The following is a 26307-nucleotide window of genomic DNA, read 5'->3' as shown; positions in this document are numbered from 1 at the left end:
GGCAGATTCTATCCCGACCGCCGCTGGCCCGGAGAGTGACGTTGGTCGCAGCGGCGACCGCTATTCCGCGCGGCGGCGGCGCCGGCGCCCCTCGGTGGGGGTGGCCTGCAGGCGGGCCAGCAGTTCGGCGACCGACTGCCCGCCGGTGTTCGGGGCGGCCTCGGTTCCCGGCTCGGCACCGGCGGAATGCCGTGTCGCCGGACCGGGGGCGCCCGCGGGCTCCGGCTCCGGTTGGGCATGGCTGCCGACCGGGTCCGCCGAGTGCCGGGAGCGCCGCCGGCGCCCCTCCCCGTCGTGGCGGGCCCGCTCGGCGCCGTACACCGGGCCGTCGTCCGGTGCGCCCGGCCCCGCGTGACGGCCGTGTCGCGACGCTTCAGCGCCGTGTTCGGCTGCGGCCGCCGCGTCATCGCCGGAATGCCGGGGTTCGGTGGCGCCGTGCCGGCCCGATCCCGCGGGAGCGGGCGGAGTCTCGGCGGCCCAGTTGCTGCCCGGCGCGCCCGGTGGCAGCCATTCTCCCTCGGCGCCAACCGGTTTCCATCCCGGTGTCGAAGCCGGTGCCGAAGCCGGCGGTCCCGTGACCCAGGGTGGCGGCGGTGGCGCGCTCGGAGGTGGCGGCGGCGGTTCGGGCTCGCGCCGGGCCTCGGATTCCCTGCGGGGCTCGGGCGGGACGAACGGTTGCGGCGGTTGTGCCCAACGCCCTGCGGGTTTCTGGGCTTCCTCCGCCGGTGGGCGCCGGATGTCCCCCGCGGCACGGCGGGCGCCGCCGTCCTCCGCGGCGCTGCGCGGGGTCTCGTCGGCGGCACGGCGATGCGAACCGCGATAGGCCGTCTCGGCGTGCGGCGGCTGTGAGGTCTGGGGCGGCTCAGGGGTCTGATGAGTCTGCGGCGCCGCCGGCGTGGCGATTCCACCGGTCGGAATCCGCACCTCCGGAACGTCGATGATCGGGTTCTCGGTGGTCTGAGTGACCGGGTCCTCGGGGTAGTACGCCGCAGCGGCCGGTGTGGCCCGCGCACCGACGGACTCCCCGCCCGAGCGGGCCCAGTCGCTGTAGGCGCGAATAGTCGTGCGCGCAGCGGAATCAGTCTCCAGCGCCGGCCGGTGACTCAGATCGGAGTCGAAGAGGATTTCCAGGTTGGTCCGCAGCGCGGCCAACTCGGTTCGCAGCGCGGCGACCTCGTCGGCGGCCTGCGCCCGCAGCTCCGACGCCAACTCACGGCGCAGCTGCGACTCCACCGTCAGTTCGTATTCCCGCCGCGCCGAGATCTCGCGGTCCAACTGCAGGTCGTAGACCAGTTTCAGATCCCGGGCCCGGGCCTGGTCGACGTCGCTCTGCCGCCGATAGATCACCGACACGAACGCCGCCGCGACCGCGGCCCACAGCGCCACGATGACCGCGAGCTTCAGCAGTTCCACCCGGCTGGTGAACACCAGCGCCGAACTCGATGCGATGGCGAGAATCAGCAAGGCCGTCATCAGCGTCCAGCCCGGCCTGCGACCGCCGCGCCGACCCGGGGCGCGGGACAGGACCGAATTCATCTGCGCCGCTCCACCTCGTCGCCTCGTCCCCCTCGCCGCTACGCAGGCGGGGGCGCCCCAGCGCGTCCGCATCGTTGCCGACACGCATTGCCCGACTGTACCTGTACGAGGTCACTCCGCGTGTCGCGCTGCGTCGGCGATTCTCACCCCGGTTGATCTCCGGTCAGCTGTCCGGGCTGTCCGGGGTCCTGCGGCGACTTGCAGCAGTTCTGCAACCACAGTGCGGCGATGAGCAGCGCCAGCGCGCTGGCCGCGGCGACCACCGCGCCGCCGGTGTCCTCGGCGGCGACGTGCAGCGTGGCGCGGCGCGGCAACAGGTAACCCAGCACACCGAGCCAGAAGCCCAGCACCAGCGCACCCATCCAGGCCGAGGCCTTGGCGACCACCACGGTGCGGGCCACGGCCAGCGGGTGCACCCACCCGGGCCCGTCGCCGATCTGGCCGTCGTCGATCTTCTCCCGGACGTACCGGCCCCAGGCCGCCTCGGCGATCGCTACCACCAGCAGCGATATCCCGGTCCACGCGGTGATCGGCGGGAACCAGCGGTACAGCAGCTGCACCGCCAGATAGCTGAGCACCGCGGCGGCGACCACCCCTGCGGAGACGTCTCGTTTACGGGTCGGACCCATCAGCGCTGTAGCACCTGGTCGGTCAGCCGCAGCGAGGTGCGGTCGGCGGGTTCCAGTTCCTCCAGCAGGCCGGCCACCGCGCACTGCCGGCCGGCCACCGTCAACTGCGCATCCGGCTCGACCGCCAGCCACGGAACCATGACGAACGCGCGCAGATGCGCCAGCGGATGCGGCAGGGTCAGCCCGTCGTCGCGGGAGAACAGCTCCGTGCCCCCGGGCTGTTCGCGGCAGCTGATCACGTCGACGTCGAGGGTCCGCGGACCCCAGCGTTCGCCGCGGACCCGGTCCGCCGCCTGCTCCAGTTCCTGGGCGCGGTGCAGCCACCCGTGTTTGTCGACGGCCGGATCCTCCACGATCAGCACCGCGTTGAGGAAGCGACCCTGGTCGACCCCGCCCCACGCCTCGCTCTCGTACACCCCGGACACCTCGCGCACCGCCGCGCCGAAGCCGTCGACGGCCGACTGCAACCTGGCCAGCCGATCACCCAGGTTGGATCCGATGGAAAGCACCGCTTCAGTCATCGGCGCCACCCCCTCCTCATCGCTGTCATGCCGGAACCACCGTGCCGCGCCGGTCGCGCCGTGATCGCCGCACCACCACCGCGACGTCGGCGAAGGTCAGTGGGATCGGGGCGTGCGGCTTGTGCAGCGTCACCTCCACCGCCTGCACCCGCATATCGGCCATGACCTCGTCGGCTATCTCGGTGGCGACGGTCTCGATGAGGTCGCGGGCCGGCCCGGCGATGATGCCGGCGGCACGCTGGGCCAGTACCCCGTAGTCGTAGGTGTCGGCCAGCGCGTCGCTAGCCGCCGCCACCGACAGGTCCATCCACACCGTGATGTCGACGATGAAGTCCTGTCCGTCGGCCCGCTCGTGGGCGAACACGCCGTGGTTGCCGCGAACCTTCAAGCCGCGCAATTCGATCCGGTCAGTCATCGCTCGTGCCTCCTTGTTCCCCGGTTGAGGTCCAGGCTTCGACGACCCGGAGCGCGTCGACCGAGGCCCGCACGTCGTGCACCCGCACACCCCAGGCGCCGTGCAGACCGGCGAGCGCCGAGACGACCGCGGTGGCCGTCTCCCGCTCGTCGGGCGGTCGCGGCGCGCCGTCCGCTCCGGACAGCAGCGTACCGAGGAACCGCTTTCGGGAGGCCCCGACGAGCACCGGCATCCCGATGCCGACCAGCTCCGGCAGTGCCTTCAGCAGGGCCCAATTGTGTTGCGCCGTTTTGGCGAATCCCAACCCCGGATCGATGATCAACTTCGCCGGGTCCACACCGGCGGCGACCGCAGCGTCGACCGAGGCGAGCAGGTCGGCACGAACTTCGACGACGACGTCACGGTAGCCGGGAACGCGATGCGAATATTCGGGATCGACCGGGCGCCAGTGCATCAGCACCCAGCGGGCACCCGAGGCAGCCAGCAGCGGCGCCATCGCCGGATCGGCCCGCCCGCCGGAGACGTCGTTGACGATCTCGGCTCCGCAGTCCAGTGCGGCCCCGGCGACGGCTGCGTTCATCGTGTCGATGCTGACGGTAATACCGTGGGCGGCCAGTTCTTTCACAACAGGAACTACCCGTTGCGCTTCAGCCCGCGGATCGGCGCGCACCGCGCCGGGCCGGGTCGATTCACCCCCGACGTCGATGATCGCCGCCCCCTCGGCCACCAATTCCAGTCCGTGTTCCACGGCCCGGTCGGGGTTCAGGTAGCGCCCGCCATCGGAGAACGAGTCGGCGGTGACGTTGACCACCCCGACGACTTGGGCGCATGTCGGGTTCACTTGCGCCGGATGAGTTCCAGGGCTTCGGCGCGCGACGCGCTGTCGGATTTGAACTGACCGCGCACCGCCGACGTCGTGGTGATCGCACCGGGCTTGCGCACCCCCCGCATCGCCATGCACAGGTGCTCGGCCTCGACCACCACGATGACCCCGCGCGGGTTCAGTTTGCGCATCAGGGCGTCGGCGACCTGTCCGGTCAGCCGCTCCTGCACCTGCGGCCGCTTGGCGTAGAGGTCCACCACCCGCGCCAGCTTGGACAAGCCGGTGATCCGGCCGTCGTCGCCGGGGATGTAACCGACATGAGCGACACCGTGAAAGGAGACCAGGTGATGCTCGCAGGTCGAGTACAGCGGGATCTCCTTGACCAGCACCATTTCATCGTGCTGTTCGTCGAAGGTGGTCTCCAGCACCGTGTCCGGGTCGGTGTAGAGCCCGGCGAACATCTCCTGATAAGCCCGGGCCACCCGCGCCGGGGTGTCCATCAGACCCGCCCGGTCCGGGTCTTCGCCGACCGCGTACAGCAGTTCGCGCACCGCGGCTTCGGCGCGCGCTTGATCGAAACCTGTTGAGGTCATCGCCGATCCCACTCTCTCAGTCGCCGGACGGCGGTTCGGACCTGTTCTTCTCAGCGCCGCGCTGGTGGCCGTCGCCCTCGCCGGGCGGCGCCGCCGGTGCCGGCGGGGGTGCGGGGTACGGCTGATACGGCGGGTAGGGCTGCGCCGGCGGGTAGCCCTGCTGCGGCCACTGCTGCGGCGGGTACCAGTAACCGGACTGCTGCTGCGGCGACTGCGGCGGCGGCTGCTGCTGGGCAGGCGGGGGCGGCCAGCCGGGTGCATGCCAGCCTGCCGGGGCGCCGTAGTCCGGCTGGGTTCCCGGCCCGCCGTCGCCGGCGGGCACGCCGTTGCTGCCGTTGGTACCGGATTCCCCCGCCCGGGCCGCCGCCTCTCGGCTCGCCTGGGCGATGGCGGCCTTGAACGCCGGCTCGGGCCGCGGCTGCGGCCACGGCTCACCGCGCTCGATGGCCAGCTCACCGGGAGTCTTGATCGGCGGCTTGTCGGACGGAACCCGGCCGCCGAAGTCGTCGAACATGGTCAGCCGCGGCCGCTTGGCCACGTCACCGAAGATCTTCTCCAGATCGGCGCGGTGCAGCGTCTCCTTCTCCAGCAGCTCGCCGGCCAGCGTGTCGAGCACGTCGCGGTATTCGGTGAGAATCTCCCAGGCCTCGGTGTGGGCCGCCTCGATGAGCTTGCGCACCTCGTCGTCGATGTCGCGAGCCACCTCGTGGGAGTAGTCCGGTTGGGTGCCCATGGTGCGCCCCACGAACGGGTCGCCGTGTTCGCTGCCGTAGCGCACCGCGCCGAGCTTGGCGCTCATGCCGTACTCGGTGACCATCGCCCGGGCGACCTGGGTGGCCTTCTCGATGTCGGAGACCGCGCCGGTGGTCGGCTCGCGGAACACCAGTTCCTCGGCGGCGCGCCCACCCATGGCGAACACCAGCTGGGCGATCATCTCCGAGCGGGTGCGCAACCCCTTGTCCTCTTCGGGCACCGCCACCGCATGCCCGCCGGTGCGACCGCGGGCCAGGATGGTGACCTTGTAGACCGGGTCGATATCGGGCATCGCCCACGCCGCCAGGGTGTGCCCGCCCTCGTGGTAGGCGGTGATCTTCTTCTCGTGCTCGCTGATGATCCGGCTCTTGCGCCGCGGCCCGCCGATCACCCGGTCGACGGCCTCCTCCAGCGCCGCGCCGGTGATGACGGTGCCGTTCTCGCGAGCGGTCAGCAACGCCGCCTCGTTGATCACGTTGGCCAGATCGGCGCCGGACATGCCGACAGTGCGCTTGGCCAGCCCGTCCAGGTCGGCGTCCGGCCCGATCGGTTTGCCCGCCGAATGCACCCGCAGCACCGCGCGCCGCCCCGCGATATCGGGGTTGGTCACCGGGATCTGACGGTCGAACCGGCCGGGCCGCAGCAGCGCCGGGTCGAGGATGTCGGGGCGGTTGGTGGCTGCGATCAAGATGACACCGGCCCGTTCACCGAAGCCGTCCATCTCGACCAGCAATTGGTTCAGCGTCTGCTCACGCTCGTCGTGGCCGCCGCCCATCCCGGCGCCGCGCTGGCGTCCGACGGCGTCGATCTCGTCGACGAAGATGATGCACGGGCTGTTCTGTTTGGCCTGTTCGAACAGGTCCCGCACCCGGGAGGCGCCGACCCCGACGAACATCTCGACGAAGTCCGAGCCGGAGATGGTGAAGAAGGGCACGCCCGCCTCGCCGGCCACCGCGCGGGCCAGCAGCGTCTTGCCGGTGCCCGGCGGGCCGTAGAGCAGCACGCCTTTGGGGATCTTGGCGCCCAGCGCCTGGTAGCGGCCCGGGTTCTGCAGAAAGTCCTTGATCTCGTAGAGCTCTTCGACCGCCTCGTCGACGCCGGCGACATCGGCGAAGGTGGTCTTGGGCATGTCCTTGCCCAGCTGTTTGGCCCGGGATTTGCCCATCCCGAAGCCCATCCGGGCACCGCCCTGCATCCGGGAGAACATCACGAACAGCCCGATCAGCAGCAGCATCGGCAGCATGTAGATCAGCAGCGTGCCCAGCATGCTGCCCTGGTTGACGACGGTGTTGATCTCCGCCTTCTTCTTGGTCAGCGCCGTGTAGAGCGGCACCGCGTACCCGGTCGGGTACTTCGTGATCAGCTTGTCGACCGGCTCGGACTTGCCCGATTTGGCGGTCTTGTCGTCCTTGTCGGAGAGCTCGGCGCCGGGGAGCGGGTCCTTCAGGACCAGCCGCAACTGTTGCTCGCGGTCGTCGAGCTGGGCGCTCTTGACGTTGCCGCTGTGGATCTGGGCCACCGCGACCGAGGTGTCGACGGGTTTGTATCCGCGGGTGTCGTCACTGAAATAGAAGAACGACCAACCGAGCAACAGCACCACGGCGATCGCGGTGACGGTGCGGATCACGTTTTTGCGATTCATCAGACATTCGGCCGAACTCGGCCCAAATCCTTCCAGTACATGCAGCTGGGCATGTTCAGGCTACCGCCCCGGTCGCCCGGCATGGGTTGGAGCTGGCCGGACCCGGCAATCCCTTCTCCGCCCGGGTCCGGTTGTGCTTTGGTGAGACGGTGGCCAACCAAACCGAACGCCTCATCGACACCAACGGCGTGACGCTGCGGGTCACCGAGGCGGGCGACCACAACGGTCCCGGCGCCCCGGTTGTTCTATTGGCGCACGGTTTCCCGGAACTGGCCTATTCGTGGCGGCATCAGATCCCGGCGCTGGCCGATGCGGGCTTTCATGTGCTGGCCCCCGATCAGCGCGGCTACGGGGGTTCGACGCGCCCGGAGGAGATCGCGGCCTACGACATCGCGGCACTCACCGGCGACCTGGTCGGCCTGCTCGACGACGTCGGGGCGCAGCGCGCGGTCTGGATCGGCCACGACTGGGGTGGGCCGGTGGTGTGGAGCGCCGCGCAACTACACCCCGAGCGGGTGGCCGGCGTGGTGGGCCTCAGCGTGCCGCCGGTACCGCGCCCGCAGGTCGCTCCCACCGAGGCGTTCGGCAAGATCTTCGGCGAGAACTTCTTCTACATGCTCTATTTCCAGCAGCCCGGTGTCGCCGACGCGGAATTGGGCTCCGATACGGCTCGCACCATGCGCCGGATGATGGGCAGCCTGAGTCCGGCCGATCGTGACTCGGCGGTGCGGATGACCGCCCCCGGCCCGGCGGGCTTCATCGAACGGCTGGCCGAGCCGGCCGCACGGCCGGACTGGATCAGCGCCGACGAACTCGACCACTACATCGCCGAGTTCACCCGTACCGGTTTCACCGGCGGGCTCAACTGGTACCGCAACCTCGACCGCAATTGGGAGATCATGGCCAATCCACCCGCCGCCACCATCGACGTTCCAGCACTGTTCGTCGCCGGAACCGCCGACCCGGTGCTGAGCTTCACCCGACGCGACCGGGCCACCGAACTGGTGACCGGCCCCTACCGCGAGGTGATGATCGACGGCGCCGGCCACTGGCTGCAACAGGAGCGGCCCGACGAGGTCAACGCGGCGCTGCTGGAGTTCCTGGCGACCCTGCCGGCCGAGCGGTGGTCGTGATGGCCGCGCCGCTGCGCTTCGGGGTGTTCATCACGCCGTTTCACGCGCTGGGCCAGTCCCCGACGGTCGCACTGGAGTACGACCTGGAACGGGTGGTCGCGCTGGACCGGCTGGGGTTCGACGAGGCCTGGTTCGGCGAGCACCACTCGGGTGGCTACGAGCTGATCGCCTGCCCCGAGGTGTTCATCGCGGCGGCCGCCGAACGCACCAAGCACATCCGGCTGGGCACCGGCGTGGTCTCGCTGCCCTATCACCACCCGCTGATGGTGGCCGACCGCTGGGTGCTGCTCGACCACCTGACCCGGGGCCGGGTGATGTTCGGCACCGGGCCGGGTGCGCTGCCCACCGACGCCCACATGATGGGCATCGATCCCGTCGAGCAGCGCCGGATGATGCAGGAGTCGCTGGAGGCGATCCTCGCGCTGTTCCGCGCCGAGCCCGGCGAATTGGTCACCCGCCACTCGGACTGGTTCACCCTGCGGGACGCCTCGTTGCACATCCGGCCCTACACCTGGCCCTATCCGGAGATCTCGACAGCGGCGATGATCTCGCCGTCCGGACCGCGCCTGGCCGGCACCCTGGGCACCTCGCTGCTGTCGCTGTCGATGTCGGTGCCGGGCGGCTTCGCCGCGCTGGAAACCGCCTGGCAGGTGGTTTGCGGCCAAGCCGCCAAGGCCGGCCGCGACGAGCCCGATCGTGCCGGCTGGCGGGTGTTGAGCATCATGCACATCGCCGACACCCGCGAACAGGCGGTAGCCGACTGCACTTACGGCCTGCAGGATTTCGCGAACTACTTCGGCGCGGCCGGGTTCGTCCCGCTGGCCAGCGAGGTCGAGGGCTCGCCGCAGACCCCGACCGAGTTCGTCGAGGCCTACGCCGCGGCGGGCAGCTGCTGCATCGGCACCCCCGACGATGCGATCGAGCACATCACCGACCTGCTGGAGCGCTCCGGCGGGTTCGGCACCCTGCTGTTCCTGGGGCACGACTGGGCATCGCCGGAGGCGACCTACCACAGCTATGAGTTGTTGGCCCGCAAGGTGATTCCTCACTTCAAGGGGCAACTCGTCGCGCCGCGGGCGTCACACGAGTGGGCCAAGGGCATGCGCGACACCTTGTTCGGCCGGGCCGGCGAGGCGATCAAGAACGCCGTGGTGGAGCACGCCGCCGAGCACGCGGGCGAAACCGGACCGCGGTGATGCGCGCCGCAGTGCTGCGCGACGGGCGGATGGTCTACCGCGACGACGTGCCGGAGCCGACGCCCGGCCCGGGTCAGGTGCTGGTCGAGGTGTTGGCCTGCGGCATCTGCGGATCCGATCTGCACTTCGCCGCGCACGGTGAACAGGTACTGGCCGCGACGAGGTCGATGGCCGGGACTCCCGCCGCCGAGACCGCAGTCGATCTGGGCGCCGACATCTTCATGGGCCACGAGTTCAGCGCCCGGGTGCTGCAGGGCGGACCCGGCACCGATACCTTTCCCGCCGGCACGCCGGTCACGTCGATTCCGGTTCTGCTGGCCGCCAAAGGCATCGAACCGATCGTCTACTCCAACACCACCATGGGCGGCTACGCCGAGAAGATGTTGTTGTCGGCCCCGTTGCTGCTGCCGATCCCGAACGGGCTGGACCCCCGGTACGCCGCGCTGACCGAGCCGATGGCGGTGGGTCTGCACGCGGTCAACAAGTCCGGCATCGCGCCCGGCGATACGGCACTGGTGCTGGGCTGCGGCCCGATCGGGATCGCGATCATCGCGGCGCTGCGAATGTGCGGTGTGGAACACATTGTGGCAGCTGACTATTCACATGCCCGGCGCGATCTCGCGACGGCGATGGGCGCGCATCGGTCACTGGACCCGGCCGCTGGTTCCCCGTTCGACGCGGCCACCCCGAAGGTGATCTTCGAAGCGGTCGGCGTGCCCGGGATCATCGACGACGTGCTGCGGCGCGCACCGGCCGGCAGCCGACTGGTGGTCGCCGGGGTGTGCATGCAGCCCGACACCGTGCACCCGTTCTTCGGCGTCGCCAAGGAGATCAACGTGCAGTTCGTGTTGGCCTACGAGCCCGCGGAGTTCACCGCCTCACTACAGGCGATCGCCGAGGGCCGCATCGACGTGGCACCGCTGATCACCGGCGAAGTCGGACTCGATGGCGTGGGGGCGGCATTCGACGATCTGGCCGACCCGGACCGGCACTGCAAGATCCTGGTCACGCCCTGAACCAGGTTCAGGAGGGGAAGGCGCCGGCCTCGCGCAGCCGCTTGGACCAGCCGCCCACCAGCTCGACCAAGTCGGCCAACTCGTCGCCGAGCCGGGCCACGATCGGTTCACACGCCGCATCGGTCGCCGTCTCGACCGACTCACGGGCCGCGCGCCCGGCGTCACTGAGTACGCCCTGGCGGGCCAGACCCCGCTCGGCGAGCCGGGCCTCGCCGGCACTCAGCTCGTCCTCACTCCAGGCCCTGCTGCGCACATAGCTGCGCGGCGGCAACCCGCGGTACAGCTCGGTGATCAAGCCGATCTCGACGGCATCGAAACCCGCTGCGACCCAGGCGTTCACGTGCGCGTCACCGCGGAACTCCCGCAACTGGTCGGCCAGCAGCCAGGCGTCGGTGAGCGGGTCGCCCACCAACCCGTCGGCGACCAGCCCGGCGAACAGCGGCTTGCCCGCCACCGACAGCCCGTCGGCGGCCCGGCCCAGCAGTCCCACCGCCCGATCGAGGCCGTCCGGTGCGTCGCCGAGGACGCGTCGCAGTTGGGCCACCGAGCCCTCGGTGCGGGCCGTGCGGATGGCCGGGGCGTCGGTGAGCGTCCAGCCGTAGTCGACCGCCGGAACCACCACCGCCGGGTTGAACACCCCGAAGGTCGCGGCGATCACCTGCCCGGAGGCCTGCCCGAGCGCCGAGCCGCGACTGCAGAAGTAGGCCGGCCCGTCGGGCATTTCGACGCCGCCGGAGGTCGCCGGACTGGGCCCGAAACCGAGCGCCGCGTAACCGCGGTGACATTCCGGCGCGAAATACACCTGCCCGGCGAAGGCTTCGATGGCGTTGGACAATGCTCTCGAGGGCGCAACGGTCATCACCCCAGTGTGCCGCATCCGGCTTTTGACAAGCCCCGGTCCTTGACTCCGATAGGGTGCCAGTCATGCCGACACGCCGCGCCCGGGTCATGCTCCGCTGGTCGACGACGCTGGCCCTGGCGGGCCTGACCACCGCCGCGCTGGCCGGCTGCGACGCCGTGCCCGGCACCGACGGCGCGGACCTGCCCCGACAGGTGACTGTCATCGGATCCGGTGAGGTGCAAGGCATCCCGGACACCTTGACCACCGAGGCGGGCATCGAGTTCGTCGCCGCCGACGTCACCACCGCGATGAATCAGACCAGCGAGCGCCAGCAGGCGGTGATCGACGCGCTGATCGACGCCGGGGTGGACCGCAAGGACATCAGCACCACCGGAGTCAGCCTGCAGCCGCAGTACAGCAACGCCGAGCCCGGCGGTTCGGCGAACATCACCGGGTACCGGGCCGGCAACACGATCCGGGTCAAGGTCGAACGGGATTCCGCCTCCCAGGTACTGGCCGTGATCGTGCGGGCCGGCGGCGACGCCACCCGGATCAACGGGGTCAGCTACTCCATCGAGGACGATTCGCAGCTGGTGCGCGACGCCCGGGAAAGGGCCTTCAACGACGCCAAGGACCGCGCGGAGCAGTACGCACAGCTGTCCGGCCTGAACCTGGGCCGCGTGCTGTCGATTTCCGAGGTGGCCGGCGCAACCGAGCACCGGGAGGCGGGGGGGATGCCGATGCCCCGCGCGATGGCCGCCCCGCCCCCGGTGGAGCCCGGCCAGCAGACGGTGGGTTTCTCGGTGACCGCGGTGTGGGAGCTGAGCTGACGGCGATCAGCTCTGATAGATCCGCGGATCCAGGGTGCCGATGTAGGGCAGGTCGCGGTAGCGCTCGATGTAGTCCAGCCCGTAGCCGACCACGAAGTCATTCGGGATGTCGAAGCCCACGTAGGCGATGTCGACTCCGGCGCGAACCGCGTCGGGTTTGCGCAACAGCGTGCAGACCCGCAGTGACCGGGGCCGGCGGGCGGCCAGATTGCGCAGCAGCCATGACAGGGTCAGGCCGGAGTCGACGACGTCCTCGACGATCAGCACGTCGCGGTCGCTGATGTCGCGGTCCAGGTCCTTGAGGATGCGCACCACCCCCGACGACGACGTGGAGGAGCCGTAGGAGCTGACCGCCATGAACTCGAACTGGGTGGGCAGCGGGATCGCCCGGGCCAGGTCGGTGACGAACAGCACCGCGCCCTTGAGCACGGTGATCAGCAGCAGATCTGCGCTCTCACCCTGCACGGCCGGCTTCGAGCCGTCGGTGTAGTCGGCCGCGATCTGCGCGCCCAGTTCGGCGGTGCGGGCACGAATCTGCTGCTCGGTCAGCAGCACCGATTTGATGTCCCCCGCGTACGACTCGGGTGTCTCTCCCGGCGAGAACGCAGCCACCAGCACAGCGTGCCATGCGCGATGTTCGACAACCAACTCCCAACGCACAAATCACCCCCGATGCTCAGACCGGCTCGCGGCGCAGCCGCAGCACGCCATCGCCGCGGACGGCGAAGAGCCGCTCACCGCGCAGCTCCGATCCGACCGCCACCCCGCCCTGGCCGCGCCACTGGGTGACCAGCCGTTCCACCGCGCGAATCTGCAGGTCGGTCAGCCCGCGGCCGCCACCGGCGAGCAGCCAGCGGCGGATCAGCGTCCGCCGGACCGGGCCGGCCAGCCCGGCAAGATGCGCGGTGTCCAGCCCGGCGTCGGCCGCACCGGGGGCGTCCGCGAGCTCCGGCGCGGCTTGGTCGGCCAGGGCGTCGATCAGCTCGGTGTTCTCCCGCAGTGCGATCGCGCTGCGGGCCAGCGCCTCGGCCACCCCGCCGCCCAGCACGTCCTCCAGCAGTGGCAGCACCTCGGAGCGCAGCCGCACCCGGGTGAAGCGCTTATCACTGTTGTGCGGATCGATCCAGGGCGTCAGTGCCAGCTCGGTGCAGGCCTCCCGGGTCGCCGCGCGCCGCACCCCGAGCAGCGGCCGGCACCACGGCGGGTCATGGGGCCGCATCCCGGCCAGCGACCGGGGCCCCGATCCGCGCCCCAGCCCCAGCAGCACGGTCTCCGCCTGGTCGTCAAGGGTGTGACCCAGTAGCACCGAGGCCTGATCGCGGGCCACGTCCAGCGCGGCGTAACGGGCGCTGCGGGCCGCCGCCTCGGGGCCGCCTCGAAAACCTTTGCTGCCGACCGTCACCGGGATGACCTGCGCATCAACGCATCCCAGCTCGATTGCCTGGCTGCGCGCACGATCCGCGACCTGCGCCGAGCCGGCTTGCAGGCCGTGGTCGACGATCAGCGCCGTGGTGGGCCGCAGCCGCGCCGCGACGGCGGTCAGGGCCAGCGAGTCCGGACCGCCCGACAGCGCCACGCACCACGGCGCCGCCTCGGGCAGATGGTGCTCGGCGAACACCGACAGCGCGGCGCGCAGCCGGGCTACAGCACCCGATCGATCCACTGCTGCGGCTCTTCGATCTCGGCGGGCAACGGCAGATGCTGCGGGCTCGACCACACCGCGTTGAACCGGTCCATGCCGACCCGGCCGACCACGGCGTCGACGAACGCCTTGCCGCGGGTGTACTGGCTGAGCTTGGCGTCGAGGCCCATCAGCGCGCGCAACAACCGTTGCAGCGGCGGCTGGCTGCGCTGGCGACGTTCCTCGAAGCGGTTCCGGATCGTCGCCACCGAGGGCACCGCCACCGGCCCGACCGCGTCCATCACGTGGTCGGCGTGGCCCTCGAGCAGCGTGCCCAGCGTCAGCAGTTGGTCCAGCGCGGTGCGCTGCTCCTCGGACTGCACCGCCCGCACCAGACCCAGGATTCCCGAGGGTCCGGCTGAAACGTCGGCGGCGTGGCGGCCCCGCACGTAATCGGCCAACCTGCCCACCACCTGGGTGAGATCCGGGCTGCTGTCGCCGGTGAGCACCGCCAGCGACGTCGACATGTAGTCGGCCAGCCAGGGGTTGACGGAGAACTGCACCCGGTGAGTCACCTCGTGCAGGCACACCCAGAGCCGGAAGTCGGCCGGTGAGACCCGCAGTTGCCGCTCGACGGCAACCACGTTGGGGTAGACCAGCAGCAGCTGCCCCGTCCCGTGCCCGTCGTCGGCGCAGAACGGGTCGTACTGGCCCAGGATGCCGGCGGAGACGAAGGCCAGCAGCGCGCCGGTCTGCGCCCCGGCCAGCCGGCCGCTGAGGAACCCGACCGGCTTCTCGGTGCCGCCCGTCATCACCCGCATCGAGTCGGCGGCGGCGGCGATCCACTGCGGCCGGTCGATGACGCGCGCTTCGGGCACCGACCCGTCCGAGACTTCAGGGCCCAACCCGGTGACCTCCCGCACCAGTGGTTCGGCGGCCCGGGCGCTGCGGTGCAGATCGTCGATCACCTGGCGTCGGGTGTAGTCGGTCATCGGCGGCGCCGGGCGCACCAGCCAGCCGCCGACCGTGGCGGCGAACCCCCAGTCCACCGCGCGGCCGACATCGAGCTCGGTCATCCGCATCCGCACGTCCGCAGCACCGCGGCCAGCGCATCGATCGAGGTCCGGCCGGTCGGCCCGGCGTCATTGGAGATGAGCGCGAACGTCAGCACCCGGCGGTCCCGGTCGGTGACGATGCCGGCCAGCGCATTGGTGCGGGTCAGCGAACCCGTCTTGGCGCGCAGCCAGCCGGCCGCACCGCGCCCCGTCTTGGGGTTGAGGAAACGATCGGACAGCGTGCCGCTGCCACCGGCAACCGGCAGCATGTCCAACAGCGGCCGCAACTCCGGCTGATCCGGACCGGCGGCCGCCTGCACCACCGCGTCGAGGTTGCGGGCGGACAACCGGTTGTCGACGGACAGCCCGCTGGAGTCGTACAGGGTGGCGCCGCTGACCGCGATGTGGGCGGTGGCCAGCCGGTTGGTCACCGCGTCGACCGCGCCGGCGAAGGATCGCGGCCGGCCCATCGCCGCGGCCACCTCCCGGCCGATGCATTCGGCCATCACGTTGTCCGAGGCGTTCATCATCTCGGCCAGGCGCACCACCAGCGGCGCCGAGGAGACCGCGCCCAGTTCCCGTCCGGTCACCGACGCGGTCGCGATGCTGACCTTGTCGGCATCGACCCCCAGTTCGGCGGCCAGCGCCTCGCCGGCGTCCAGGGCCGGGGTCCGCGACCGCCGGGACTCGACGGTGGTCGGCTGGATCCGGCCGCCGTCGACCATCACCGCCTCGATCGGGGCGATGTCGCCGCCTTCGATGTCGTCCGGGTCCCAGCCCGGCGCCATGGCCGGGCCGCTGAACGCCGACACGTCGACCCGGACCTCGGTGGGCGTCACACCGCTGCGGCGGACCTGGTCGGCCAGGTCGCTGATCCGGGCGGCGTCGCGGTACCAGGTGTCCTGGCCGACCTCGGCCGTCGACAGCGTCGGGTCACCCGCGCCGACCAGCACCACCACGCCGGGCTGATCACCGGCGGTCACCCGGGTGGTGACGCGGGTGCTCAGATCCAGCGCCAGCAGTGCGGCGGCCGCGGTGAGCACCTTGTTGGTCGACGCCGGCTGCATCGGCAGATCTTCCTGCTGCGTCCACAGCGCCTTGCCCGTCAGCGCGTCGGTGATGCGCCCGGTGAGGCGGCCCAGGTTGGGGTCGGCCAGCGCGGCCGACATGGCGGCGGCCAGGGCGCTGCCGGTGGGAACCGGGGCGTCGTCGGCGACCGGGACGACCCCCGGCTCGGCGGTCGCCGTCGGCGCCGGCGCGACGACGTGGGCACCTGCGCCGGACTCGTCGGGGAGCACCACCGCGGCCACCACCACCACGGCGGCGGCCAATGCCAGTACCGCTCCCGCGATCCCCAGATGGGTGCTGCTGTGCCGCCACCGAGTGGAGTCCATGTCCCTCCCTGCCTGTCGGGGCCAATTGTGCCGGAAGGGCGGGGTCGGGGCATGACTCCGGCCGCCTTAGACTGTGCGGCGTGCAATTCGACGTGACCATCGAAATCCCCAAGGGCCAGCGCAACAAGTACGAGATCGACCACGCCACCGGGCGGGTCAAGCTCGACCGCTACCTCTACACGCCGATGGGCTACCCCGCCGACTACGGCTTCATCGAGGACACTCTCGGCGAGGACGGCGACCCGCTGGACGCGATGGTGCTGCTGCCGCAGTCGGTGTTCCCCGGCGTGCTCGTCGAGGCCCGCGCGGTGGGGATGTTCCGGATGACCGACGAGGCCGGCGGCGACGACAAGGTGCTGTGCGTGCCGGCCGGCGACCACCGCTGGGACCACATCGCCGACATCGGCGACGTGCCGGACCACGAACTGGAAGCCATCAAGCACTTCTTCGTGCACTACAAGGACCTGGAGCCGGGCAAGTTCGTCAAGGCCGCCGACTGGGTGGGCCGCGCCGAGGCCGAGGCCGAGATCACCCGGTCGATCGAGCGGTTCAAGACCTCCGGTCACTGACGCCGCCGGACAGCAGCTCCAGCAGCAGGCCGAGCTGCAGATCGAACATCTGCCGGGGCGCCGACAAGGTGTCTGCGCCGTAGCCGCCGAAGACTTCCAGGCTGATCGCGCCGACCACGGCGGCCCACACCAGGAAGCATTTCGCGACGACGCCGTCGTCGCCGGTGAAACCGAACTCCTCGCGAACACGATCGGAGTCCGACGAGACCGGCTGCGGGGCAAGCTGTTCGGTGACAGCGATGTCGCCGGCAGCGATCCCCGCCGCGACCACCTCCAGTGTTGCCGCGATCACCCGGGTGCCGGGGACGACGGTCCGTTCGGCGGGCGCGTGATAGCCCGGCACCGGACTGCCGTACAGCAATGCCCACCGGGCCGGGTGCGCCAACGCCCAGTCGCGCACCGCATGGGCGATAACCCGGAACTCGCCGCGCCACGAGGTCGCCGGCGCGCGGGCCCGGTCCACCGTGTCGGCGAGGTCGGAATAGGCGTCGACTACCAGCAGGGTGAGCAACTCGTCGCGGCCGGCCACATAGCGGTAGACCGCCGAGGAGACCATCCCGAGGTCTCGGGCGACGGCACGCAGTGACAGCCCTGCGCCCCCGTGCGCCAGCAGATGGCGCCGGCCGACCTCGATGATCTTCGCCTCGATGCGTTCCCGCGACTCCTGCCGTTTGCCCATGCGGTGAGTCTGACAGATTCGAGAGCACCGCTCTTGCTTTTGCCGGCACGCCGTGTCAGGATCACCTTTAAGCGAGAGCAGTGCTCTCATAACGGAAGGGGTGCGGCATGACCACCCGATACGACCGACCGAGCGCACCCGCCCGGTTCGGCAATGCGCTGATCCGCCGGCTCGCCGAGGCCGGCATCAGCATCGCCGGCACCCGCGCACTCGCCGTGCGGGGCCGCAAGAGCGGCGAACTGCGCGGCGTCGTGATCAATCTGCTGTCCGTCGACGGGGTGGACTACCTGGTGGCGCCCCGCGGCGAAACCGAGTGGGTACGCAACGCACGAGCCGCCGGGGAGGTGCTGCTCGGACCGCGTTGGCGCCGGACCCCGACCCGGGTCACCGAAGTCTCCCACGACGACAAACCGGTGGTGCTGCGCCAGTACCTGCGACGGTGGCACTGGCAGGTCAAGGGGTTCATGTCCGGGGTGACACCGGACTCCGGCGACGACGAACTGCGGTCCGCGGCACCGGCGATCCCGGTCTTCTCACTCGGGTGACCCGACGGTCTCGGCGCCGCCGCGGGTCCGGTACAGGCTGGCCATCGTCGTCAGCACCAGCACCCCGGCGACGACCGCCAGACTCACCGGCGTGGGAATCTCCGGGACGTTGAAGTTGCGGCCGGAGTTGATGAACCACACCTCGTTGGTGCGCAGCGCGTGCAACACCATCCGCACCCCGATGAAGCCCAGGATCAGGGCCAGCCCGCGGGACAGATACACGAACCGGTTCAACAGTTTGCCAAGGATGAAGTAGAGCTGCCGCAAACCCATCAGGGCGAACACGGTGGCGGCGAACACCAGGTAGGGCTCGCGGGTCAGGCCGTAGATGGCCGGGATGGAATCCATGGCGAACACCAGGTCGGTGGTGCCCAGCGCCAGCGCCACCAGGAACATCGGGGTGATGGCCCAGGCTCCGGCATCGTCCCGGGTGAAGAACCGCACACCGGCCCAGCGATTCGTGACATTGAAGTGGGTGCGGGCGAACCGCACCACGACGTTGTTGCCCTGGCCGCCGTCGCCGACGTGGTCGCCGTGTCGCAGCAGTTTGATCGCGGTGTAGGCCATGAACGCGCCGAACAGGTAGAACGTCCACGAGAGACGTTGCGCGGCAACCCCGCCCACCGCGATGAACACCGAGCGGAACGACAACGCCAGCACGATGCCGACGAACAGGGCCTCTTGCCGGTACTTCTTGGGCACGTTGAAGCTGTTCATGATGATCACGAAGACGAACAGGTTGTCCACCGACAGGCTGTACTCGGTGAGCCAGCCCGCGAAGAACTGCATGCCGTACTTCGGGCCGTGATGCGCCCACACCCAGACGCCGAACGCCACCGCCAGACCGATGTAGAACGTCAACCGCGTCGCGACCTCGCGGATCGTCGGCTCGTGGAGCCGGCGGGCGACCAGGAACAGGTCGAATCCGAGCACCACGGACAGTCCCGCGACCGTCACCAGCCATTCCAACAGCGACGGGTCCAAGGTGGGCCTCCGGTCGGCAAGTCAACAGTGTTGAGCGGGCCGCCCGAACCTACCGCGCGGCCCGCTTAGTATTTTCGCCGTGGTGACCGAAATCGGTGGTACCGGACCCCGCCGATCCGGCGGCGGGCTGCCCGCCGGTCCCGTCACCCGGGCCAGTGTGGCCCGGGTCGGCACCGCAACCCTGCTCAGCGCGCTGTGCGGCTATGCGGTGCTCTACCTGGCGGCGCGTGACCTGGATCCGGCCGGTTTCTCGGTGTTCAGCGTGTTCTGGGGGGCATTCGGCCTGGTCGCCGGGGCCACCAACGGCTTGCTGCAGGAAACCACCCGGGAGGTCCGGTTCGGCAGCGAGGCCGGCGCGGGCCGCCCATCGACTCGGCCTCGGCACACCCGCCCGCTGTGGGTGGCCGGGCTGGCCGGCGTGGTGGCCGCCGGGCTGGTGGCGGGGACCTCGCCGCTGTGGAGCGGCCACGTGTTCGTCGAGGCGCGCTGGTTGTCCGTCGGGTTGCTGTGCTTCGGGCTGGCCAACTTCGCGGTGCACGCCACCCTGCTCGGAACGCTGGCCGGCACCAACCGGTGGACCCAGTACGGGGCGTTGATGGTGACCGACGCCGGCATCCGGGTGGCGGTGGCCACCGCGACGTTCGCCGTCGGCTGGGGCCTGGTCGGGTTCCTGTGGGCCACCGTCGCCGGCGCGATGGCCTGGCTGCTGCTGCTGGCCGCCTCCCCCGCGGCCCGGTCGGCAGCCCGGCTGCTGACCCCGGTGGGCACCACCGACTTCCTGCGCGGCGCCGCGCATTCGATCACCGCGGCCGGTGCCAGCGCCGTCCTGGTGATGGGTTTCCCGGTGCTGCTGCAGGCCACCTACGGCGAGCTCGGCGCCGAGGGCGGCGTGGTGATCCTGGCGGTGACCGTGACCCGCGCGCCCCTACTGGTGCCACTGACCGCCCTGCAGGGCAACCTGATCGCCCACTTCGTCGACCAACGCGGCCGGCGACTGCGGGCGCTGAGCATCCCGGCCGCAACCGTCGCCGCGGTGGGCGCGGCCGGAGCGGTGGCCGCCGGCCTGGTCGGCCCGTGGCTGCTGCGCACCGTCTTCGGCCCGGACTACCACACCGGCGGGGCATTGCTGGCCGGGCTGACGGCGGGGGCGACCGCGATCGCACTGCTCACGCTCACCGGCGCGGCCACGGTGGCCGCGGCACTGCATCGCGCCTACGCGCTGGGCTGGGTGGGGGCCACCGTCGCCTCCACGTTGCTGCTGATGCTGCCGCTGGAACTGCCGACCCGAACCGTGGTGGCACTGCTGTGCGGGCCGCTGGTGGGAATCGCGGCTCACCTGACCGCGCTGCGCGCCGCTCCCTGACCCGCCGACCGGCCCGGCTGCGCCGACGGCGGCGCGCCCAGGTGTATTTTTTAGACATCGCTACCAGGTCAACGCCCTACCCCGACGTCTGGATCATCGTCCCGGCCTTCGGCGAGGCGGCCGTCATCGGCGACGTGATCGCCGGAATCCGCGCCGTTTTCGAGGCGGTGGTCTGCGTGGACGACGGAAGCGCCGACGACACCGCCGCGATCGCCCGGCGCGCCGGCGCCCATGTCGTGCGGCATCCGGTCAACCTCGGCCAGGGCGCGGCCATCCAGACCGGGGTCGAGTTCGCCCGCAACCGACCCGGCGCCCGACTGTTCGCCACCTTCGACGCCGACGGTCAGCACCGGGTGGCCGACGTGGTACGCATGATCGAGCGCCTCGATGACGACGACCTCGACATCGTCATCGGCACGCGGTTCGCCGCGGCCGAGGCGGCGGCCGCCGTACCGCCCCTCAAACGGCTGGTGCTGCGGGCCGCGGTGTGGCTGAACCCGCGGATCCGCCGCCTCGGGCTCTCCGATGCCCACAACGGCCTGCGGGTGTTCAACCGGCGGGTCGCCGACCGTCTCGACCTGACCATGACCGGGATGAGCCACGCCGGGGAGTTCATCGCTCTGATCGCCGAAAACCATTGGCGGGTAGGCGAAGAGCCGGTCGAGGTGCTCTACACCGACTACTCCAAGTCGAAGGGCCAGCCGTTACTCAACGGCGTCAACATCCTGTTCGACGGGCTACTGCGCAAAAGGATGTCGCGATGACCGGGATCGCCTCGTGAACTGGATCAAAGTGCTGCTGATCGCGGCGGTGCTGGCATTGTTGATCTACCTGCTGCTGTCGCGGGGATCCGCCCAGTCCCGGGCCTGGGTCAAGGTCGGCTATCTGGGGTTCGTGGTGGCCGGCATCTACGCGGTGCTGCGCCCCGATGACACCACCGTGTTGGCCAACTGGCTCGGCGTGCGCCGCGGCACCGATCTGATGCTGTATGTGCTGATCATGGTGTTCGCGTTCACCACCTTGAGCACCTATATGCGGTTCCGCGACCTGGAGTTGCGCTACGCGCGGCTGGCGCGGGTAGTAGCGCTCGCCCAGGCCCAACCCCCCGGACCCGGCGGTTCAGCGAGGCTCGACGAAGGAGAGGCGAAGCTGTAACCGCCGCATCAACACCGCGGTTCAGCGAGGCTCGACGAAGGAGAGGCGAAGCTGTAACCGCCGCAAAAAACACAGTAGTTCGGCGACAGTTGGCCGACTCGTAACAGTCGGTTTCCCGGTCGTCTCGCTGCGGCGGTCACCCTGGGGCCTATGAAGGCGACCGAAGTCCTCGCGGAGCCGCTGGTCGAAGTCACAGCCACGGCCCTGACCGTGCCGATCGTCGAGTTGTACGCGGTGCTCTGGCGTGCCGGCGTGATCGAGGTCGAGCAACGCCGCTCAACGCCCCCGGCGGCCACGGCGGCGAAGCTCCTCAGGTCGGCGTGATGAAGCTCCGCCTCAGCGCACCACTTCGAGTCTCCGGGCCGGCTTCTTCGCGGCGGCTTTCTTGGCCGAGGCTTTCTTGGCCGCCGGACCTTTCTCCGCCGAAACTTTCTTCGCCGGGGCTTTCTTCACCGGGGCTTTCTTCGCCGGGGCTTTCTTCACCGGGGCTTTCTTCGCCGAGGCTTTCTTCACCGGCGCTTTCTTCACCGGGGCCTTCTTGGCCGCCGGCTTCTTGCCAGCCGGCTTCTTGGCCGCCGGACCTTTCTTCGCCGGAACTTTGCTGGCCGCCACCTCTTTGCCCGCCGGAAGCGCCACCACCGTCGCCGGCTCGGGCTCGGCCGCAGCGATCTCCTTGAGGGCGGCCGGGCGTCGGTCCGCCACGGCCACCGCTGCGGTGGCCACCGCAGCGGTGCCCACCCCCTGCGCCCAGCCGATCGGGCCGACCGGAGTGCAGCCCAGCAACTGGCTGACCCCGGGCGTGGACACCATCGCGGCGAACAACACGAAGGATCCGGCCGCGGTCGCCAGCACCAACGGCGCCCGCGAGTCGACCACGGTCTGACCGAGCTCGGTGGTCACCAGCGAGATCAGCGCCACCGTCGAGGCCCGCTGCGGCGTGCCGCTCGCCCTCCCCATGACCCAGGCTGCGGTGCCCGCCGCCGCGGTAACCCCGCCCCGGAATGCCACCGCGCGCCACAGTTTCTTCTCATCGAGGCCGGGCACGGCGCCGCCGATCGGGCCCGCCGGGGTGCTGACCGCGACCGCGGTGGCCGGCAACGCGTCGGTCAAGGTGTTCATCAGCAGCAACTGCCGGGTGTTCAGGGGCGAATCACCGGTGACCGCCGTCCCGATGACGGAGAACATCACCTCGCCGGCATTGCCGCCCAGCAGTCCGGAGATGGCGAGTTGCACGCCCCGCCACAGCCGCCTGCCCTCGTCGATCGCGTCGACCAGCGCGCCGATCTTCCCGTCGGTCAGCACCACGTCGGCGGTGGCGTGCGCCGAGTCGCTGCCGTGCGCCACCACCCCCAGCCCCACCGTGGCGGCCCGGATCGCGGCGGCGTCGTTGGCGCCGTCACCGACCATCGCCGAGACGCGCCCGGCCCGCTCGAGGGTCTGCACGATCTGCACCTTGTTCTCCGGCGACATGCGCGCGAAGATCACCCGCTCGCAGACCACCCGCTCTTGGTCCTTGCGGTTCAACGCATTCCACTCCGAGCCGGTGATGACCTGCTCGGCGCCGACGGTGACGCCCATCTCGGCCGCGATCGCGGTGGCCGTGATCGGGTGGTCGCCGGTGATCATCCGGATGTCGATGCCGCGGGCCGCCAGATCGGACAGCAGCCGCGGGGCGTCGGCGCGGGGCGTGTCCGCCAGGCCGAGGAACCCAATCAGCGTCAACCCGGAGCAGGCCACCTCGGTGATCCGCTCGGTGCCTTCGGGGTCCTCCCGAACCGCTCGCTGCTGCGCCGCGGTCAGCTTGCGCTGCGCTACCGCGATGACCCGCAACCCGCGAGCGGCCATCTCGGCAACCTGTTGTTCCTCGGCCGCGCCGGCGTTCTTGCAGGCCTCGAGCACCACTTCCGGTGCGCCCTTTACCACCAGCTCCGATCCCAGCGCCGAGGCCGAGAACGCGCGACCGGACCGGAACGGCAGGTGCGCGTCCGGTTCGGTCCACGGCCGGGCGCCGGCAGCGGCGGCCGCGCCCTCGACGATCGCCTGGTCGGTGGCGTGCGCGTACGCCGCACCGCCGGGAGCCGGTGCCGCCTGCGCCGCAGTGCCGAGCACGTCGTCGTCGGAGTATCCCCCGACCGGGTGCACCGTGGTGACCCGCAACCGGTTCTCGGACAGCGTTCCGGTCTTGTCGAAGCAGACCACGTCGACCCGGCCCAGCGCCTCCACCGATCGTGGGATCCGTACCAGCGCACCCGATTTGCTCAACCGCTGCGACGACGCGTGCTGGGCCAGGGTCGCCATCAGCGGCATCCCCTCCGGGACCGCGGCGATCGCGACCGCGATCGCGTTGCCCAGTGCCACCCGCAGGCCGCCCTGCCGCAGCAGGCCGAGCGCGCCGACGGCCACACCGCCGGCGGCGCTGTAGGGGAACGTCCGGTGCATCAGCTGCGACAAGTGATGCTGCAGGCCCACCTCGGGCAGCTCCCCGGAGGCCAGTTCGGAGGCCCGACGGGACTGGGTGTCGCCGCCCACCGCGGTCACGATGGCCAGCGCCGTCCCGGCGATCACCGTGGTGCCCGCATAGAGCATGGAGCTGCGCTCGGCCAGTTCCGCACCGGGCGTCGGGTCCAGTTGCTTGCCGACCGACAACGACTCACCGGTCAACGACGACTCGTCGACCTCGACATCGCACTGCTCGATCAGCCGGGCATCGGCCGGCACCACCTCGTTGCTGCGCACCTCGATCACGTCGCCGGGCAGCAGTTGTTCGGCCACGATCTCTCGGTAGGTCCGCGACCCGTCGGCGCCGGTCAAGGCCACCCGGGCCGGCGGGGCCTGCTGCGCCAGCAGCGTGTTCAGCCGGCTCTCGGCGCGCAGCCGCTGGTAGGCGGCCAGCATGGCGTTGCCGGTGAGCACGGTGCCCACCATCACGGCATCGATCGGCGAGCCCAGCATGGCGGTCGCCGCCGAGCACAGCGCCAGGATCGGGGTCATCGGGTCGGAAAGTTCGGCGCGCACGGCGTGGAAGTACGGCCAGAACATGCCCTGCGGACCGGTGTCGACCGGTGCCCGCTCGGCCAGCGGCGTCACCGCATCCGGACCCAACAACTCGCGCACCTGCTCGACCGACATGGCGTGCCACTCATAGGCCGGCGCCGGCTGGGGAGCACGAGCCCCCAGTACCCGACGGGCGAGCAGATACCCCGACAGCATCCCGGCGCCCGCACCGACCGTCACCGGGCCGGGACCGCGGCCCGGTGACGCCCCGAGCCCGGGAATGGTCGCCCGGACGCCGCGCACCAGCAGCAGCCCGGCGATGGTCGAAGCGCCGATCGAGATCGCCACACCGCGCTCGGTGGCGTCGCGGGCGGCCGGCAGCGCGCGCAGCAGCTGCCATGCCGCACCCAGATCGGCCAGCAGCAGGTCGGCATGAAAAGGCGGCGCGGCGGTTTCCGAATCCGGCATGACCCCGAGCGCCAGGTCCGACGCCGCCAGCGCCTGCGCCGCCGCGCTCGACAGCACGGCGACGGTGCGGCCGGACTGTTGCAGATCGGTCACGACGGCAGCCAGTGCGGCGTCCATCCCGCCCGGGTCACGCACGCCCGGCGCCGGGCGGACGTCGTCGAAGCCGGGACGCAGCTCGCCGAGGATGTCGGTGTCCACGGTGACCAGGTCCGCTCCGGAGGCCCGGCCCTCGAGCACCACCGCCGAGGCCAGGGCGTGGTGGGTGGGCAGGATCAGCGCCTCCACCGCTTCGGCGCGGTCGCGTGCCGTCATGCGGACCCGATGCCAGCCCGGACGCAGTCCGGGCTTGTCCAGCAAGCGCTGCGCGTTGTTCCAGGCCTGCGGCAGCTCGTGCTCGGTGGCGCCGCGGATCTGCACCACCCGGCGCTGTTCGCCGGCCAGCACCCGCGGGTCTATGACCACGGTGTCGATCTTGTCCAGGCGGCGCAGGCTGTCCGGCCGCAGCGGCAGCACCTCGTGCGCGTCCGCCAGTCCCTGCCCGAGCGTCGCGGCGAACGACTCGCAGCTGGTGCGTACCGCTTTCGGCGAGGTCGCCAGGATCGCGCTGGAGGTCATGTCCAGGTTGCGGGTGATGGCGCCGACCACGCCGGTGGCGAGCACCTGGGCGACCGCGGTCCGTCGCAGATAGCGTTCGGCCGGCCCGTGCGGCCGTGGCACCGGACGCGGCGCGCGGTGCACTTCCGGGTGCTCGGCCCAGCGGGCCAGCTCCGGCTCGTAGCGGTTCCAGGCCAGCGCCCCGGCGCGGGCCTCGGACGCTTTCAAGCCCTCCACCATCAGGTCCACCGCCAGGATCGCCGGCGACATGGTGATGATGTGTGAGCCGAGCGAGGCCAGCGACAGCACCGCATCGGTTCGGGTGGGCCCGATCCGGCTTTCCAGCGCGTTCCGGACCAACGGCTGGTAGCGCGCTACCGATGCTGCGGCGTCGAAGATCTTGGGCGCCGCCGGCCAGCGCAGCACGCTGCCCGCCGTCGCGATCGCCAAGCCCACCGCGTTCGCGCCCACCATCGCGCCCTTGGCGGCCAACAACAGCCCGTCGCCGGGCAGTGCGGCGGTCTCGTTGACGCTGAGCGCTGCGGACTTCTCGACCGCTTCCACCGTGGCGCACAGTTCGGCCAACGACGCGTCGTCACCGATCTCGACGATCACCCGGGACAGCGGGCGGTTCAGCCGCACCGAGGCCACGTCCGGGCGGGCCCGCAGCGCGTCGAGCACCTCGGCGCCGATGTCGGCCCCGCCGTCCTCGTCGAGTCCGCGGACCTCGATCCAGGCCCGTCCGGCACCGCGCCAGCTGCGCCGGCTGGTCAGATCGGAGCGCTCACCGCCGAGGATTCGGGCGCTTTCGCGCAGCGGGATGGCGGCGAGGTCCAGGCTGGCCCCGAGAACCGACGATGCCGCCGCGCCGACGGTCTCCAGACCGAAGCGGCCGATCGAGAACACGTCCATTGATTGCCTCCAGCGTCTGTGATGCGCTGGAGGTCTCTTCCGCCGG

25 protein-coding genes are annotated in these 26307 nt (G+C 70.8%); 10 read left to right on the top strand and 15 right to left on the bottom strand.

What is annotated here, in order from left to right; genetic code table 11:
* Nucleotides 1-60 precede the first annotated feature (60 nt).
* From AWC24_RS13685 to ftsH, 7 genes are all read right to left on the bottom strand, one after another.
* Nucleotides 61-1536: a DUF6779 domain-containing protein gene (locus AWC24_RS13685; protein WP_085085685.1), complete on the bottom strand. Its 1476-nt coding sequence runs from the start codon at nucleotides 1534-1536 to the stop codon at nucleotides 61-63.
* A gap of 143 nt (nucleotides 1537-1679) precedes the next feature.
* The gene (locus AWC24_RS13680) at nucleotides 1680-2165 is read right to left on the bottom strand and encodes a DUF3180 domain-containing protein (RefSeq protein ID WP_085085683.1); all 486 of its coding nucleotides are present in this window, start codon (nucleotides 2163-2165) and stop codon (nucleotides 1680-1682) included.
* Nucleotides 2165-2686, bottom strand: a complete 522-nt coding sequence (folK, locus tag AWC24_RS13675) for a 2-amino-4-hydroxy-6-hydroxymethyldihydropteridine diphosphokinase (protein WP_085085789.1) — start codon at nucleotides 2684-2686, stop codon at nucleotides 2165-2167. The genes AWC24_RS13680 and folK overlap by 1 nt, the downstream gene beginning before the upstream one ends.
* 25 nt (nucleotides 2687-2711) lie before the next feature.
* Entirely contained in the window at nucleotides 2712-3101 is a 390-nt protein-coding gene (gene folB, locus AWC24_RS13670) for a dihydroneopterin aldolase (RefSeq protein ID WP_085085681.1), read from the bottom strand.
* On the bottom strand, nucleotides 3094-3942 hold the full coding sequence (gene folP, locus AWC24_RS13665; protein ID WP_085085679.1) for a dihydropteroate synthase: 849 nt from the start codon (nucleotides 3940-3942) through the stop codon (nucleotides 3094-3096). The genes folB and folP overlap by 8 nt, the downstream gene beginning before the upstream one ends.
* Nucleotides 3939-4517, bottom strand: a complete 579-nt coding sequence (gene folE / locus AWC24_RS13660) for a GTP cyclohydrolase I FolE (RefSeq protein ID WP_085085677.1) — start codon at nucleotides 4515-4517, stop codon at nucleotides 3939-3941. The genes folP and folE overlap by 4 nt, the downstream gene beginning before the upstream one ends.
* Nucleotides 4518-4533: 16 nt before the next feature.
* On the bottom strand, nucleotides 4534-6912 hold the full coding sequence (ftsH, locus tag AWC24_RS13655; protein ID WP_085085675.1) for an ATP-dependent zinc metalloprotease FtsH: 2379 nt from the start codon (nucleotides 6910-6912) through the stop codon (nucleotides 4534-4536).
* 149 nt (nucleotides 6913-7061) lie between these two features.
* Here ftsH and AWC24_RS13650 point away from each other — a divergent pair, with 149 nt between their 5' ends.
* Genes AWC24_RS13650 through AWC24_RS13640 form a run of 3 tightly spaced genes read left to right on the top strand, consistent with a single transcriptional unit; the run spans nucleotide 7062 to nucleotide 10257 of the window.
* Nucleotides 7062-8045 carry an alpha/beta fold hydrolase gene (locus tag AWC24_RS13650; RefSeq protein WP_109560471.1) on the top strand — a complete coding sequence of 328 codons (984 nt, stop codon included), beginning with the start codon at nucleotides 7062-7064 and terminating at the stop codon, nucleotides 8043-8045.
* Complete coding sequence (locus tag AWC24_RS13645; protein ID WP_085085785.1) at nucleotides 8045-9241, top strand: LLM class flavin-dependent oxidoreductase; 1197 nt, start codon at nucleotides 8045-8047, stop codon at nucleotides 9239-9241. Before AWC24_RS13650 ends, AWC24_RS13645 begins: the two co-directional genes overlap by 1 nt.
* Nucleotides 9241-10257 (top strand): zinc-binding dehydrogenase, encoded by a 1017-nt coding sequence (locus AWC24_RS13640; protein WP_085085673.1) that lies wholly within the window; start codon nucleotides 9241-9243, stop codon nucleotides 10255-10257. The genes AWC24_RS13645 and AWC24_RS13640 overlap by 1 nt, the downstream gene beginning before the upstream one ends.
* A 7-nt stretch (nucleotides 10258-10264) precedes the next feature.
* Here the strand turns inward: AWC24_RS13640 and AWC24_RS13635 are convergent, their stop codons facing one another.
* A complete protein-coding gene (locus AWC24_RS13635) occupies nucleotides 10265-11116 on the bottom strand; it encodes an SCO6745 family protein (protein WP_085085783.1) in 852 nt (283 codons plus the stop codon).
* A 65-nt stretch (nucleotides 11117-11181) separates the two neighbouring features.
* Here AWC24_RS13635 and AWC24_RS13630 point away from each other — a divergent pair, with 65 nt between their 5' ends.
* Complete coding sequence (locus tag AWC24_RS13630) at nucleotides 11182-11928, top strand: SIMPL domain-containing protein (RefSeq protein WP_085085671.1); 747 nt, start codon at nucleotides 11182-11184, stop codon at nucleotides 11926-11928.
* A 6-nt stretch (nucleotides 11929-11934) separates the two neighbouring features.
* On the opposite strand, the gene hpt is transcribed toward AWC24_RS13630, so the two are convergent.
* From hpt to dacB, 4 genes are read right to left on the bottom strand one after another with little or no spacing between them, the layout of a single operon-like run.
* Nucleotides 11935-12588, bottom strand: coding sequence for a hypoxanthine phosphoribosyltransferase (hpt, locus tag AWC24_RS13625; RefSeq protein WP_109560453.1), 654 nt, complete (start codon nucleotides 12586-12588; stop codon nucleotides 11935-11937).
* A gap of 16 nt (nucleotides 12589-12604) precedes the next feature.
* Nucleotides 12605-13591 carry a tRNA lysidine(34) synthetase TilS gene (gene tilS, locus AWC24_RS13620; RefSeq protein ID WP_085085667.1) on the bottom strand — a complete coding sequence of 329 codons (987 nt, stop codon included), beginning with the start codon at nucleotides 13589-13591 and terminating at the stop codon, nucleotides 12605-12607.
* Nucleotides 13570-14625, bottom strand: a complete 1056-nt coding sequence (locus tag AWC24_RS13615) for an Rv3626c family coenzyme F420 biosynthesis-associated protein (RefSeq protein ID WP_085085781.1) — start codon at nucleotides 14623-14625, stop codon at nucleotides 13570-13572. Before AWC24_RS13615 ends, tilS begins: the two co-directional genes overlap by 22 nt.
* Nucleotides 14622-15998, bottom strand: coding sequence for a D-alanyl-D-alanine carboxypeptidase/D-alanyl-D-alanine endopeptidase (gene dacB, locus AWC24_RS13610; RefSeq protein ID WP_085085665.1), 1377 nt, complete (start codon nucleotides 15996-15998; stop codon nucleotides 14622-14624). The genes AWC24_RS13615 and dacB overlap by 4 nt, the downstream gene beginning before the upstream one ends.
* Nucleotides 15999-16078: 80 nt before the next feature.
* Between dacB and AWC24_RS13605 the strand changes: the two genes are divergently transcribed.
* Nucleotides 16079-16567 (top strand): inorganic diphosphatase, encoded by a 489-nt coding sequence (locus tag AWC24_RS13605; protein WP_085085663.1) that lies wholly within the window; start codon nucleotides 16079-16081, stop codon nucleotides 16565-16567.
* Here AWC24_RS13605 and AWC24_RS13600 read toward each other — a convergent pair.
* Nucleotides 16548-17246 (bottom strand): TetR/AcrR family transcriptional regulator, encoded by a 699-nt coding sequence (locus AWC24_RS13600; RefSeq protein ID WP_109560452.1) that lies wholly within the window; start codon nucleotides 17244-17246, stop codon nucleotides 16548-16550. The two genes, AWC24_RS13605 and AWC24_RS13600, sit on opposite strands and share 20 nt — an antisense overlap.
* A gap of 107 nt (nucleotides 17247-17353) precedes the next feature.
* On the opposite strand from AWC24_RS13600, the gene AWC24_RS13595 reads away from it, so the two are divergent.
* Nucleotides 17354-17791, top strand: a complete 438-nt coding sequence (locus AWC24_RS13595) for a PNPOx family protein (RefSeq protein ID WP_085085661.1) — start codon at nucleotides 17354-17356, stop codon at nucleotides 17789-17791.
* Here the strand turns inward: AWC24_RS13595 and AWC24_RS13590 are convergent.
* Nucleotides 17780-18775 carry a TerC/Alx family metal homeostasis membrane protein gene (locus AWC24_RS13590; RefSeq protein ID WP_085085659.1) on the bottom strand — a complete coding sequence of 332 codons (996 nt, stop codon included), beginning with the start codon at nucleotides 18773-18775 and terminating at the stop codon, nucleotides 17780-17782. The two genes, AWC24_RS13595 and AWC24_RS13590, sit on opposite strands and share 12 nt — an antisense overlap.
* 79 nt (nucleotides 18776-18854) lie before the next feature.
* Between AWC24_RS13590 and AWC24_RS13585 the strand changes: the two genes are divergently transcribed.
* From AWC24_RS13585 to AWC24_RS22525, 4 genes are all read left to right on the top strand, one after another.
* Nucleotides 18855-20138 (top strand): polysaccharide biosynthesis protein, encoded by a 1284-nt coding sequence (locus AWC24_RS13585; RefSeq protein ID WP_109560451.1) that lies wholly within the window; start codon nucleotides 18855-18857, stop codon nucleotides 20136-20138.
* Between the two features lie 41 nt (nucleotides 20139-20179).
* Entirely contained in the window at nucleotides 20180-20902 is a 723-nt protein-coding gene (ppgS, locus tag AWC24_RS13580) for a polyprenyl-phospho-N-acetylgalactosaminyl synthase PpgS (RefSeq protein WP_174813656.1), read from the top strand.
* 13 nt (nucleotides 20903-20915) lie between these two features.
* Nucleotides 20916-21293 (top strand): DUF2304 domain-containing protein, encoded by a 378-nt coding sequence (locus AWC24_RS13575; RefSeq protein ID WP_085085657.1) that lies wholly within the window; start codon nucleotides 20916-20918, stop codon nucleotides 21291-21293.
* Between the two features lie 150 nt (nucleotides 21294-21443).
* Entirely contained in the window at nucleotides 21444-21617 is a 174-nt protein-coding gene (locus AWC24_RS22525; RefSeq protein ID WP_165757744.1) for an Rv1535 domain-containing protein, read from the top strand.
* Between the two features lie 12 nt (nucleotides 21618-21629).
* On the opposite strand, the gene AWC24_RS13570 is transcribed toward AWC24_RS22525, so the two are convergent.
* Nucleotides 21630-26261, bottom strand: coding sequence for an HAD-IC family P-type ATPase (locus AWC24_RS13570; RefSeq protein ID WP_085085655.1), 4632 nt, complete (start codon nucleotides 26259-26261; stop codon nucleotides 21630-21632).
* Nucleotides 26262-26307: the final 46 nt, after the last annotated feature.

This window comes from Mycolicibacter senuensis, assembly GCF_002101885.1.
Classification (GTDB): Bacteria; Actinomycetota; Actinomycetes; order Mycobacteriales; family Mycobacteriaceae; genus Mycobacterium; species Mycobacterium senuense.
The sequence above is the reverse complement of the archived record's forward strand: the minus strand, read 5'-3'. Positions and strand labels throughout refer to the sequence as shown.

What these genes read in the sequence shown, in the direction of transcription:
- AWC24_RS22525 (WP_165757744.1), top strand. Translation starts at nt 21,444, where the DNA reads ATGAAGGCGACCGAAGTCCTCGCGGAGCCGCTGGTCGAAGTCACAGCC.
- AWC24_RS13600 (WP_109560452.1), bottom strand. Translation starts at nt 17,246, where the DNA reads ATGGGCAAACGGCAGGAGTCGCGGGAACGCATCGAGGCGAAGATCATC.
- AWC24_RS13595 (WP_085085661.1), top strand. Translation starts at nt 17,354, where the DNA reads ATGACCACCCGATACGACCGACCGAGCGCACCCGCCCGGTTCGGCAAT.
- AWC24_RS13570 (WP_085085655.1), bottom strand. Translation starts at nt 26,261, where the DNA reads ATGGACGTGTTCTCGATCGGCCGCTTCGGTCTGGAGACCGTCGGCGCG.
- AWC24_RS13615 (WP_085085781.1), bottom strand. Translation starts at nt 14,625, where the DNA reads ATGACCGAGCTCGATGTCGGCCGCGCGGTGGACTGGGGGTTCGCCGCC.
- folE (WP_085085677.1), bottom strand. Translation starts at nt 4,517, where the DNA reads ATGACCTCAACAGGTTTCGATCAAGCGCGCGCCGAAGCCGCGGTGCGC.
- folB (WP_085085681.1), bottom strand. Translation starts at nt 3,101, where the DNA reads ATGACTGACCGGATCGAATTGCGCGGCTTGAAGGTTCGCGGCAACCAC.
- AWC24_RS13680 (WP_085085683.1), bottom strand. Translation starts at nt 2,165, where the DNA reads ATGGGTCCGACCCGTAAACGAGACGTCTCCGCAGGGGTGGTCGCCGCC.
- AWC24_RS13645 (WP_085085785.1), top strand. Translation starts at nt 8,045, where the DNA reads ATGGCCGCGCCGCTGCGCTTCGGGGTGTTCATCACGCCGTTTCACGCG.
- AWC24_RS13630 (WP_085085671.1), top strand. Translation starts at nt 11,182, where the DNA reads ATGCCGACACGCCGCGCCCGGGTCATGCTCCGCTGGTCGACGACGCTG.
- ftsH (WP_085085675.1), bottom strand. Translation starts at nt 6,912, where the DNA reads ATGAATCGCAAAAACGTGATCCGCACCGTCACCGCGATCGCCGTGGTG.
- dacB (WP_085085665.1), bottom strand. Translation starts at nt 15,998, where the DNA reads ATGGACTCCACTCGGTGGCGGCACAGCAGCACCCATCTGGGGATCGCG.
- AWC24_RS13635 (WP_085085783.1), bottom strand. Translation starts at nt 11,116, where the DNA reads ATGACCGTTGCGCCCTCGAGAGCATTGTCCAACGCCATCGAAGCCTTC.
- AWC24_RS13685 (WP_085085685.1), bottom strand. Translation starts at nt 1,536, where the DNA reads ATGAATTCGGTCCTGTCCCGCGCCCCGGGTCGGCGCGGCGGTCGCAGG.
- AWC24_RS13640 (WP_085085673.1), top strand. Translation starts at nt 9,241, where the DNA reads ATGCGCGCCGCAGTGCTGCGCGACGGGCGGATGGTCTACCGCGACGAC.
- folK (WP_085085789.1), bottom strand. Translation starts at nt 2,686, where the DNA reads ATGACTGAAGCGGTGCTTTCCATCGGATCCAACCTGGGTGATCGGCTG.